Annotated in this window: 7 protein-coding genes; all 7 read right to left on the bottom strand. The window is 45.0% G+C overall.

Annotated features, from left to right (window positions below; genetic code table 11):
• Positions 1-68 precede the first annotated feature (68 nt).
• Positions 69-272: a hypothetical protein gene (locus F6J90_RS07240; RefSeq protein WP_071107112.1), complete on the bottom strand. Its 204-nt coding sequence runs from the start codon at positions 270-272 to the stop codon at positions 69-71.
• 468 nt (positions 273-740) lie between these two features.
• Complete coding sequence (infB, locus tag F6J90_RS07235) at positions 741-4,061, bottom strand: translation initiation factor IF-2 (protein ID WP_293091769.1); 3,321 nt, start codon at positions 4,059-4,061, stop codon at positions 741-743.
• A gap of 419 nt (positions 4,062-4,480) precedes the next feature.
• Positions 4,481-4,756 carry a YlxR family protein gene (locus F6J90_RS07230; protein ID WP_071107114.1) on the bottom strand — a complete coding sequence of 92 codons (276 nt, stop codon included), beginning with the start codon at positions 4,754-4,756 and terminating at the stop codon, positions 4,481-4,483.
• Positions 4,757-5,473: 717 nt separating this feature from the next.
• Entirely contained in the window at positions 5,474-6,763 is a 1,290-nt protein-coding gene (nusA, locus tag F6J90_RS07225) for a transcription termination factor NusA (RefSeq protein ID WP_071107115.1), read from the bottom strand.
• 172 nt (positions 6,764-6,935) lie between these two features.
• Positions 6,936-7,397 carry a ribosome maturation factor RimP gene (gene rimP, locus F6J90_RS07220; protein WP_293091768.1) on the bottom strand — a complete coding sequence of 154 codons (462 nt, stop codon included), beginning with the start codon at positions 7,395-7,397 and terminating at the stop codon, positions 6,936-6,938.
• Between the two features lie 961 nt (positions 7,398-8,358).
• A complete protein-coding gene (locus F6J90_RS07215; protein WP_293091767.1) occupies positions 8,359-9,861 on the bottom strand; it encodes a hypothetical protein in 1,503 nt (500 codons plus the stop codon).
• A 753-nt stretch (positions 9,862-10,614) separates the two neighbouring features.
• A complete protein-coding gene (gene gor / locus F6J90_RS07210; RefSeq protein ID WP_293091766.1) occupies positions 10,615-11,961 on the bottom strand; it encodes a glutathione-disulfide reductase in 1,347 nt (448 codons plus the stop codon).
• Between the last annotated feature and the right edge of the window lie 314 nt (positions 11,962-12,275).

The following is a 12,275-nucleotide window of genomic DNA, read 5'->3' as shown; positions in this document are numbered from 1 at the left end:
CCACAAAGCAATCATAAATTAAAATCACAATACATCAGGCCAGATAGGAGCAAATCCTATCTGGGAGTTCAGTAGGCAAGCATTTCTAGAGTTTCACGTAAGTAACGACGCACTCGGCTATCAAGACTATAGTCCTGAAATTGTTCACCCAAGGGATGTTCCATTTGCCAGCGTTGAAATCCTGAACTAGCGGCTATGGCTTGTTTGAGACTGTCCCAAACTTGAGTGTCATGATCTAATTGTCCGGATTCGGATTTAACGAAGCTTGCCATATGCACCTTACCAAAATTTAATACAGATGAATCTAGTTGGGTAATGCTTAAGTGGTGACATACTCCCACACTTAATCAAAGATTACAGTGTGGGCTTCTTACCAACTCCACCTAACGGTTTGGATACTCGGTAAGCTTTATTAACGACACGGGATGCCCCTCCGCGCCGGAACAATACAATCCGGAACAATACAATAAGTTCTATTTTTTAGGCACGTAGGTGGCGGTTAGCTCTTAATTTATTTTCCCTACTACATCTAGTATAGACGATATTCAATTTTAATTGTTTCCTTATTCGATGCAGAAAGGCGCGCAAAATTAATCCCACACTCATGCTGCGCATGTTCGTTGTGGGGCTTCTTTTGCTAGAAGCTAAATAACCTTTAACCTTGGCCAAAAGGCCACGCTACGGGAACAACAAAACAACCTACCCGGCAAGGGAAGCCTGGGTAAGAACACCCCTCAGCCCTACTTGAGGGAGAGAGTCCGTCGTTTGGTTACCATCTGATAGGTTTCAATGATATCTTTTTCCGCCCAGTCGTTGAATTTATCAACACCCATACCACATTCGTAGCCAGCATTGACTTCCTTGACATCATCCTTAACACGCTTGAGGGAATCCAAAACTCCTTCGTAGATAGTTTTGCCACCACGCCGCACTCGTAAACGGCAATTGCGCACCGCTTTGCCTGAGAGTACATAACAACCCGCAACGGCACCACGACCGACTGGGAAGACAGCTCGAACTTCTACTTCACCCAATGGTTCTTCTACCTCTTCTGGCTCTAACAGACCTTCCATAGCACCTTGAACATCATCCAGGAGTTTGTAGATAATGTTGTATTCCCGCACATCTACCCCTTCCTGTTCAGCTGCTGGTCGAGCACCAGGGGCTAAGGTAGTGTTAAAGCCAACAATAACTGCACCACTAGCAGCCGCTAAGTCCACATCGGTTTCGGTAACTTCCCCGGGGGCAGCCAGCAGAACTCGAATTTGCACTTCATTTTGGGGCAGCTGTTCGAGGGACCCGAGAATAGCTTCCACGGAGCCTTGAACGTCTGCCTTCAAAATCAAGTTGAGTTCTTTGAGTTCACCTTCTTGAGCCTGGGCTGATAATTCAGTGAGGGTAACTCGCCGTGATTTCATGCGAGTTTGCAGGCGAGATTGACGTTGCTGTTGAGCTCTTTCACTAGCAACTGCCCGGGCTTCTTTTTCGCTCTCAAAGACTTCAAACTCATCACCAGCAGCTGGAACATCACTCAAGCCAAGGACTTCCACAGCAAACGAGGGAGTCGCTTGTTCGACTCTCTGTCCTCGGTCATCAAGCATGGCTCTGACCTTACCGAAAACTGAACCAACAACCAGGCTATCACCGACCCGCAGCGTACCGTTTTGCACTAAGAACGTGGCAACAGGCCCTCTGGCTTTATCAAGGTGAGCTTCAATCACCGTACCTTTGGCTGGTCGATCCGGATTAGCAGAGAGTTCTTCTAGCTCTGAGACCAATAGAATCATCTCCAGCAGTGAATCCAAGTTTTCCCTTTGGATAGCACTCACTGGTACCATGATCGTTTCACCACCCCATTCTTCTGGGACCAAGCCCCGTTCTGATAATTCCTGCTTAACCCGATCAGGTTGAGCTCCGGCTTTATCAATTTTGTTAATAGCAACTACCATGGGAACTTCAGCAGCTCTAGCATGACTAATGGCTTCAAGGGTCTGAGGTTGCACCCCATCATCAGCCGCTACCACTAGCACGGCGATATCGGTTACTTTTGTTCCCCTTGCCCGCATGGCTGTGAAGGCTTCGTGACCAGGGGTGTCTAGGAAGACAACCTGTTGAATGTTATCCTCATGCTCAACATCTACGTGATATGCGCCAATATGCTGGGTAATTCCACCGGCTTCTCCTTGAGCCACTTTTGCTTCACGAATGGCATCGAGTAGAGTCGTTTTACCGTGGTCAACATGACCCATAATTGTCACCACAGGTGGACGCCGCTCGAGGTTTTCCAGGTCTTGGACATCCAGCATTTCCACCTTAGTCGCAGCAGAGGCTTCTTCTTCCATCTCGACCTTTACCCCCACTTCCTGAGCTACCATTGTGGCGGTAGGAACATCCAAAGTTTGGGTAACACTCACAGCTATGCCTTTGAAGAAGAGCATTTTAACAATGTCAGTTTCTGCAATAGCCAGTTCATTAGCCAGGTCTCTAATGGTGAGTGAGTCTCTCAAAACAATTTGTTCTGGGCGTTTGGGCTGAGTTTTCTGTGTACGACGGCGATCGCGATGATCGGACTTGTTGCTACTACTGGTTTTAGCCGGCTTCTTCTTGTGGCTAACACTCGCAGTATTTGCTTGGCTTTGCTGTTTTTGCAGAGACTTTGGTTTGGGAGGACGAGCCAGAGAAAGACTAACTGAAAATGAACCATCGATTTTGTTATCGATTTGATCTGATTCTGTTTCGAGATCATCTTCATCATCCAGAATCATTTTAGGTCGCCGCTTGAGTTTGGCAGATTTCCCCTTCTGGGCTTTGTCTTCTTCTTCTCCATTTTCTGCCTCCCACTCTTTCTTCTTAGCAGGTCGGGGGACAGATGGTCGCCGGAGCTTGACCTCTTTGAGCAGTTCCTCGGATTCATTGACTAAGGTGTTGGTGTCTTGATCAGAGACATCATCTGTCAGAGCCTTTGAGTCAGCATCGATTGCTGCTACTTGAGAATTGTCTTTATCAAGACCTGGTTTGGTTCTTTTTGGAGGTCGCTGGAGTTCAGGAACGGTCGGTCTTGGTGAACTAGAACGCTTTGGTGGTGATGTTTCCGAAGGGGTTGACTGCTTATTGATAACAGGGGATTTGTTAGGAGTTGGACTCTTTACTGGCTTTGAACCCGAAGAACCCTTTTGGTTTGATTTGATCGGTCGCTCAACCTTAGCAGGCTGAGTTTTTGGTTGTGATCGTCTTACAGGGGGCCCAGTTAATTTTGGTTTTTCTGTAACCTTAGCTGAGGCAGTACTATCCTGTGACACCTTCTGGACTGGTTTAGCGGCTAGTTCGGGTTTAGCGGCTAGTTCGGGTTTAGGGGCTGGTTCGGGTTTAGGGGCTGGTTCGGGTTTAGGGGCTGGTTCGGGTTTAGCCGCTGTTTCGGGTTTAGCCGCTGGTTCGGGTTTAGCCGCTGGTTCGGGTTTAGCCGCTGGTTCGGGTTTAGCCGCTGGTTCGGGTTTAGCCGCTGGTTCGGGTTTAGGGGCTAGTTCCGGTTTAGGGGCTAGTTCTAGTTTAGCCGCTGGTTCGGGTTTAGCCGCTGGTTCGGGTTTAGCCGCTGGTTCCGGTTTAGTATCCTGCTTAATCTTGGTGTCCTGTTCAGTGACCTGCTTAGGTCGATTGAGAGTGCTAGGCTGACGGGGGGGTATAGCAGTCGGCTTGATGGGGGCTTGGGGTGGGATTGCCATTTGATTGCTTCTATGGCTAGAAGTATTCCCAGAACTGCGTTTGTGCTTACGAAGCTCGACAATTTGCTGCTTCCGCTCTCCTTTGGGAGGTCGAATTAATTTACCAGAGCTTAACTTAGAACCTTTATTTGCCGATGACTCACCTTCGGTATTGCTTACAGCTGCTAGTTGGTCAGAATATTTTTCGGCTGTCGTGCGAATCCGTTGGGCATCCGATTCTGTAATCGTGCTACTGTGACTTTTAACTGCAATATTGAGTCCTTCACAGATGCTCAAAATTTCCTTGTTGTCCAAATTCAATTCCCGTGATAATTCGTAAATTCTGACTTTGCCGCTGTTCATGCACTATTCCCCTGTCGTACCTACTTGTTGTTAAACCATACTCAACTACTCGAATGACTTTTTACTTTATCAAGCTTTATTGGAAAGCTTAAACGATAAGATAAGCGATGCTCAACAGATAATCAACCATCCATGCTTTTTCGTTGGTGTGTTCACCTCAACGGTAGTTTGATAAGTTTATCTATTATCGCGTGCTTCTTTCCTGTGAAAAAAGCCAAGCAGCATTCAACCTTGACGGTTCGGTTAAACCGCCTAATCAGCGCGTATGCCTTTAAAGGTAGCTAGCGTATAATCGAAGTAAATTCACCTCCTTAAGAAACCAGAGCATCAATAGAACTAATGACTTCCTTTGTATCCTAACGATTACTTATGTTCGCCGGACGAACATACATGGAAGCTTTTTCGGCTAGATTCACCCTTTAATTACCTAAATTGGGTTTGCTTGGCATGGTAGCTAAACGCTGCCATAAAGTTTCGTACAGATTTTTTGGCACCGATGCACGCAGTGATCGCCCCAGTCGGTTTTTCTTTTGAGCCGCCGCTAGGCAACTCAGTTGAGGACATAAGTAAGCCGAACGACCCATACCCTGATCTAATTGTACCTTTCGTGACGGATAGACTCGGACAATACGCCAAAACTCCTGTTTTGGTGCTACTTTCCGGCAGCTAAGACAACGTCGATAGTTGGGTTTCATAAGGGTTTTCGGTTTGGAAAATCTCAAAAGTCTTCTTTAAAGGGTACGGTAGATGGAGGCTTGTAGGGCGTTTGGGATTGGGCAAACACCCTGTTTAAGTGATTGACTTACCCAAATGAAAGGAAAAATCAATGCCAGAGGGCGGTAAAACGGGTGTGGGCTAACCGGTGGTGTGAAACCGGTGGTGTGAGCAGAAGATGAAAAACTATAGTAGAGATACTCACACGCTTGAGATTCGGATGACTAACACAAGAAGAAAATCATCACACCCACCGGGAGTAGGGGGTAGGGGGTAGGCTGTTTATTATGGGCCTTTTTCCCCGGGATCGTGTACGGCGATAACGCCCAGAATGGATATCATGCAAGAGATACACTGTCTCATACTATCAGACAAAAAGTGGATGAAGTTTAAGCTATGGCCATCGCACAAAGTGAACAGCCTACCCCACACCCGGTCACCCCACACCCCACACCCGGTCACCCCACACCCCACACCCCAGGTAGGGGGTAGGAGGGGGTAGAGTAACCCAGCAGAAGTGGAAGGATTGAATAAGTCATTGGTTTGGAAGAAAACTGTCAAAGAATTCTTGACCACAGCCGATACCGCGCACCCCACTACCATTCTAAACCGACAAGCTTAAGGGTATTATTTTATACCATTACCATTTTCAACCTTGGCCAAACTTTCTTCACCTCAGGGTTAACCCCTAAAATTCCTCATTCTTCTTCTTGAGTACTCAAATCAAGCACTGGCTCAGCATCAAGCACATTTTCTGGTGTTTCTACTCCTTGTTCGTAATCTTCCTTTAACTCATTGCTATCGACATCATCTTCTTCTAGGGTATCCTGTTTAGAGATGTCTGTAGTGTCTTTTTTGTATTCCGCAGCATCTTTAATGTCAATCTTCCAACCCGTAAGGCGGGCGGCAAGGCGAACATTTTGTCCCTCCTTGCCTATAGCTAAACTCAGCTGGTCTTCTGCGACTAAAACATGAGCTTGACGTTCTTCTGGATTGACTAGTAGCACCTGATCCACTTGGGCTGGGCTAAGAGCGTTGGCAATATAGGTAGATGGGTCAGGAGACCAACGAATTACGTCGATTTTTTCACCTCGTAATTCATTCACCACAACTTGAATGCGGGAACCTCTAGCACCAATGCAAGCTCCCACCGGATCCACATCTCGCTCCAGGGTATCTACAGCAATTTTAGTTCTTGGTCCGACATGACGAGAAGGAGGATTAGCTTCCCGTGCCACTGCGACAATCCTGACCACCTCATCTTCTATTTCTGGGACTTCGTTGGCAAACAGATAGACCACTAAACCAGCTGCCGCTCTGGATACCACCAGCTGAGGACCACGGTGAGGGCCTTCCCGGACTTTTTTGAGATAAACCTTAAAGGTGGAGTTAATGCGATAGTTATCATTAGGTAGCTGTTCCCGCTTGGGCAATTCGGCTTCTACCTCTGGCCGACCAAAACCACTGCTGAGCGCCATAATCACAGACTGCTGCTCAAACCTTAGTGATCGAGATTGCAGAACGGTTCCTTCTAGGTCTTGAAACTCTTCCTTAATCAGCTTACGCTGCTGGTCTCGGAGTTTTTGAGAGAGCACCTGCTTGGTTTGAATCGCTGCCATGCGACCAAACTCTCCTTGGTCTGGAGTCACATCCAAAACCACTGAGTCTCCCAATTGTGCTTCAGAGGCAACTTCCTGGACTTCTTTGAGAGAAATTTGATGGTCACTATTTTGTACCTCTTCGACAATGGTTTTGGTAGACAAAACCCGGAAGCCTTCTTCTTCAATATCAAGATCCACTTCAAAGTTGTCAAAATATTCTTCGTCAAAATGAAATCGTTGGTCTAGCCGTTGAGAACGGCGATAGCGCTCATACCCTTTTAGCAGTGCTTCTCTTAATGCCTGTTGAACTGCAGACCTAGGTAAATTGTGGCTTTGACTAATTTCTTCTATCATTGCCTTAAGTCCAGGCAAACTAACTATAGACATCAGCAAATCTCCGTCTTAAATCTATCCATGGCAATTGTCTTGGGATTTAAAGTAAATCAAGTTCAACTTCAATCCTCAGCCTTGAAGCTTGTAGGGGAGAAGCACTTGTAGATCTATAGTCGAGCCATTGTCTTTAACAAGTGCTGCCCCCCTAGCAACCTTCAAGAAAAATTTAACCCCCATCATCCAGTTTTACTCTGGACACGAGCTGACGGGGAATGGCAAACGCACGACCCTTGAGATTGAGATAAACTCCGCTCTCATCCCGGCGAATTAACTTCCCGCGCCACTCTTGCTGCCCCTGATAGGGTTCAGATGTCTGAACAATCACACCAAACCCTTTGAAAGAAATGAATTCTCGGTCTGTGCTTAAGTCCTGTGTGATCCCAGGACTGGAAATTTCCAAAACGTAGGTGTCTAAAATGATGTCCTTAGCATCTAACTGAGCTTCTAAAGCACGACTCATGCGTTCACAGTCATCCAAGCTAGTGTCACGGATGGGGTTGCGGATATAGACACGCAGCACGGGTGGGCGTCTGTTGGTCTGGAAGAGAGCCTCTACAATCTCTAATCCTAAATCTTGAGCCAATGGCGTTGCCAAATCGATTAGTTGTGGAATCAGGGGATGAGTCATGGCACCAATCCAATAAAAAAAGTGGGGTCAACCCACTTCATGGCAAAATCTTTTCCAAGAAGTCTAACCGCCCAAAAGCTTCTGCACATCTAGTTAGCACAAGCCCAATCTCTAGTTACTGGTCCTGAGCTATTGTTCACAAGGTCATGGGCTCGAAGACTGTGACAGCTCCTACACTCACTCTGCTCTTACAGAGCCGCTCCGCGAACGAGTTCAGTGTAGGCAACAAGCGCCAATCCGGGCATCCCTTAGGAGGCGCTGGGCTTTAAGAACGGACTGCCCTCTCTTGATGCAATAGCGAGTGGGGGAAACCCCCAAGACCGTAATGGTGCGTTTTCCGTAGGCGAATTAAATTCGCCACGGGTCGCACCTCTGCATCGCTGCCGCTCTGTTTTCTTGGTCTTTTTTTTAAGAGTGTTTTGCTGACAAACCAGCATTTAAGGCCGTAGGCCACGCGGGGCGCGTTCGGCTTTGTTTACCAGTACATATATTATAGCAATTCCATGCATACCCTGTGCAAAATTAATCCCACACCTAATGCGCAGCATTAGGTGTGGGATTAATTTTGCCGGAAGCTAACGCAATTAGCAGCTCAAATGCTTGCCTGATCAAAACTTGAACATGGGGAGTTTTGACGTCTAATCCCTGCTTGGTGTCTGGTGCGTCGGCACTTTCCCACTTCACAGCCCTTTTCCAGCAGAGCAAGCTGACCCTAGAAGTCAACTTGGTTTTTGTTGATCAATAAGTATTTTAGCTTATGGACATTATTTGGTCAAACTGTATGATGATCTCTGACTATTTACAATTTTTATCAAAAAAATGTTTATTTTTTCAATTTCTATATTTTTTTATTTTTCATTATCAATTTAATGGTTTTACTGTCAATCAAACTATATATCCGCCTATAATAAAAATTATAAATAATTTTTGGAATAAAATTAACTTTATTTAAATACTGTTATTACTGAAATCTTTGACGAATTGATCTGGTTTCATCTAAGATTTTATCTAAGTCTTCTTCAGATAAGCGCCGGACATAATTTATTTTGAATTCCTCTAACCAAGCTGTGATCAAATACTGAATATCCTGTAATCTATCCTTGGTCTTAATTTCTGCCCCTAAGACTTCCCTTAAATTTTTCAGTAGGTGTTGCAGGAGTTCGTCGGCAACTGGGTCTTCTTGTATGAGAGTATTAATCCCATCATAGAGTGCCTGAAAAATGTTTTTCACCAATTCCTCTGTTAGTTGCTTCTGGAATTGTCCCAGTCCTGGTACATTCTGAAGTCCCTGATAAAGTGTGGACTGTTTAAGCCCCATGTCCACATAGTGTTTCATTAGTGCCTCTAAATCAGGACGAATTTTGGGTAATACTTGATCAACTGTCATCTTTACCATGATGGTGGTGAGTTCTGACACTTCATCAATGTCATTAAGGTCAATGTAGGGGCGCACTTCCTGTTGAGACAACCATTTGGTAATTTCACCCCGGCTAATGGAGCCCTGAACTTCGTTAATAACTTGAATCACGACCACTTCCGTCATCTCTTGAGCAATACTGGCAACAAATCCGGAGCGGATTTCTCTGGTAATTACACTCAGGTCTATTAATTTAGCTTGACCTAAGCGAATGGTAACGGGAATAATTCGTAACCACCGCCATAAGGGTATTAGCAAAAATATGTCATACCAGCGCCACAGCATGGCATTTTGCCACTTGAGTCCAGTGTGACGGCGACTTATCAACCAGGTACGAGCCAAAAACTCCGTACTAAATAAGATAAAAAATGGGAAGTCAATCAGTCCGAATAGGTCTACGAATTCGCCATTTTCTCCAATTGGACGGTAATAGTTAGTTTCTATTAAAGGTTTAATCTCGGTGTTAAAAAATCCCAAACCTTCCTCTTGACTATGGCTGGCTAAGTACTTTTGAGTCCAAAACTGACTAAATGACTCTTTTGCTGAATCGTCATGATTGGGGATATGCTTACGCATTTTATTTTTTATCTTTTCTAATTTTCCGGTTTTATTTGCTACTTGAAAAGGATTGGTGCCAATCATTTCTGAGCTAAGTTCGCGCAGATAATTGAGTTTTTTTTCTACTTCTATAGAAGATAATCCTATCTTGTTAATCTGGTTTTCCAGTTCATGAACTTTGTCCAAATATTTTTTAGTATCTCGGTTGTCTTCAATACCTTTAACTGGGTCGTAGAGCGGAGTGATATCAGGAATGGGAATCGAAACGGGAAAGCCTTTGTATTTGATCGGACCAATGGTAAAGCTAAATACCTGAATTTTGTGATGTAGCCAAAAATCCCTTAAGGGGATATAGCTGAGGTCAAAGAATACCAAGAGCAGGTTAATCAAGGCGATGATCGCCATTAATCGTTCAAACCAAAGAATGCGGCGGGTTTTAACTTTATTAGGTATTTTGACGAATTTTTCTAATTTTTGTAAAGATGACATGGGGAAACTTGGGCTTTCTACCACTAGATGCTGATGTTTAACTCAGATGTATTGAGTTTCTTGGCGCAGCTATTCCTTCCTGATAATACAGTTCTAGGGGCTTTTTTAGGATTTATTCTGATTCAGTAGTGTTGATATTGAGAACTAAAAGTATTTAATAACTTATAAATAATACCTTATTTGTAGCATTGGTGACTTGAATTGCTATATATTAGTGATTCCGTAAGGGATGCTACGGGATGCTCGGTACGAGCGGCTACGGAAACGCACTTGCATCCATCAGGCAAACAGTTATGGAGATCTATAGCACTAGTCTCAAGTCAATGGGCAGTTTGTTACACATATTGTTAAGATTTTTATCAATTAAATTTTCACATCTGATTTGAAAGCGCTATAGTACGAAATTAGGGCGTGAGGACACGCCCTAGTTACAACTGTATTTAGAAAAAGCTGTCCGGCAAAAGAAGCCCCACATCTCAATGCTACGCCATGAGTGTTTAAAGTTACCATAAAGGCGACCCTCTCCTAAGGTTTCGTCTCTGGCCTTAATCATAAAGTTTTAACCCTTTACCCATAACCGACTAACCATAAAGGCTGCCCCAGCGAGGGATTGCTCGCTGGGGTAACTTCTGACCGTGTCGTTAATAAAGCAAGCCTACGTATCCGTTCGCGCAGCGTCGGCGAAAGCCGATACCGATAGGTGGAGTTGGCAAGAAGCCCACACTGAACTCAACGAGTCAGTGTGGGAGTATGTCACCGCATTGTGACAAACTCTTCTGCAGAACTGGGATGAATGCCAACAGTAGCATCAAAGTTAGCTTTGGTAGCTCCGGTTTTCAATGCGATCGCAATTCCTTGAATAATCTCTGCTGCATGGTCTCCTACCATATGAGCACCCAAGACTTTGTCAGTGTTTTGGTCAACCACTAACTTCATCAGGGTTTTTTCATCCCGACCGGGTAGGATATAGTACATCGGTCTGAACCGAGAACGATAGACTTTTACCGCATCCCCATATTTCTCCCGTGCTTCGGCCTCACTTAGACCAACAGTAGCTGCTTCGGGTGTGGTAAAAATTGCGGTTGGGACATTCTCGTAGCTCATGATCCGGGATTTGCCACCAAATACAGTATCGGCAAAGGCACGACCTTCATTAATCGCAACGGGAGTTAAGTTCATGCGGTTAGTACAATCCCCTACGGCAAAGATATGGTCTTCTGTGGTAAGACTGTACTTATCGACTGCGATCGCACCGTTTTGAATTGCTACTTCAGTATTCTCTAAACCTAGATTCTGGATATTGGGTATACGACCTGTGGCAGCTAAACTCACGGCATCAGCAATTATAGTTGTTTGTGATTGTCCTTGTACCGTTACATTCAGACCGGCTGATGTCTTTTCAATAGCGATGATCCTACTGTTATTTAGCACGCGAATCCCATGCTTCTCCATGGCTTGTTGAATCTCGGAACCGATTTCAGCATCAAATCCCCGTAAAATCTGATCACGACGAATAACCACTGTGACTTCAGAGCCTAAGCCATTGAGAATACAGGCAAACTCGACACCAATATAGCCACCCCCAAGAATCACGATCCGCTTCGGTTGTTCCTTAAGGTGGAAGATATCATCAGAGGTAATCGCGTGTTCAATTCCAGGAATATCGGGCTTGACCGGATGTGCTCCCACTGCAATCAAGATTTTCTGTGCAGTTACTTTGCGTCCGCCAATTTCTATGGTGTGGGAATCCGCGAACTTAGCATAACCCTGAAACAGTTCCACTTTGGAGTTATCCAACATACGTTGGTAAATGCCATTGAGGCGTTCTGTTTCCTGATTGACTGCTGTGATCATTGTTGTCCAGTCCAGGGTACTGTGTACCTTACTCCAGCCATATCCCTGTGCCTCTTCAAATTGATCAGGAAAATGGGAGGCATAAACCATCAGCTTCTTAGGAATGCAGCCACGATTTACGCAAGTTCCACCTAAACGGTCAAATTCTGCAATGCCCACTTTTGCCCCATATTCTGCGGCTCGTCTAGCTGTAGCAATTCCTCCGGAACCTGCACCAATAACGAATAAATCAAAATCGTAGCTCATAACTCTCCCAAACTTCTGAATTACTATTCCGTGGAAAGATTACTTATTTTTGGTAGATAGGCGCAATAGGCGTCGGACGGAAAATTTTAGTGATCTACCAAGGTAATGATTTTTGTTTAACTATCAACTATAGCAACGGAAGTATAGTTTAGGGCATAGTATTTTGGTTTAAAGGGAGCTTCCGAGCTTTGGAGGATGAAACAGAAATATGTCTTAACCTTGACTTTGATTACTATAAATCAACGATGATCAGGACTTACACACCAAACTGAATCAACAGTAGAGGCATTGCCGGTAACGCCTCTACTGGTAAA

The organism is Moorena sp. SIOASIH, assembly GCF_010671925.1.
In the GTDB taxonomy this organism is placed as follows: domain Bacteria; phylum Cyanobacteriota; class Cyanobacteriia; order Cyanobacteriales; family Coleofasciculaceae; genus Moorena.
This window is presented reverse-complemented; position numbering and strand designations above follow the sequence as displayed.

Excerpts from the sequence above, each read along its gene's own strand:
- F6J90_RS07240 (WP_071107112.1), bottom strand. The coding sequence starts at position 272 with ATGGCAAGCTTCGTTAAATCCGAATCCGGACAATTAGATCATGACACT.
- infB (WP_293091769.1), bottom strand. The coding sequence starts at position 4,061 with ATGAACAGCGGCAAAGTCAGAATTTACGAATTATCACGGGAATTGAAT.
- F6J90_RS07230 (WP_071107114.1), bottom strand. The coding sequence starts at position 4,756 with ATGAAACCCAACTATCGACGTTGTCTTAGCTGCCGGAAAGTAGCACCA.
- nusA (WP_071107115.1), bottom strand. The coding sequence starts at position 6,763 with ATGTCTATAGTTAGTTTGCCTGGACTTAAGGCAATGATAGAAGAAATT.
- rimP (WP_293091768.1), bottom strand. The coding sequence starts at position 7,397 with ATGACTCATCCCCTGATTCCACAACTAATCGATTTGGCAACGCCATTG.
- F6J90_RS07215 (WP_293091767.1), bottom strand. The coding sequence starts at position 9,861 with ATGTCATCTTTACAAAAATTAGAAAAATTCGTCAAAATACCTAATAAA.
- gor (WP_293091766.1), bottom strand. The coding sequence starts at position 11,961 with ATGAGCTACGATTTTGATTTATTCGTTATTGGTGCAGGTTCCGGAGGA.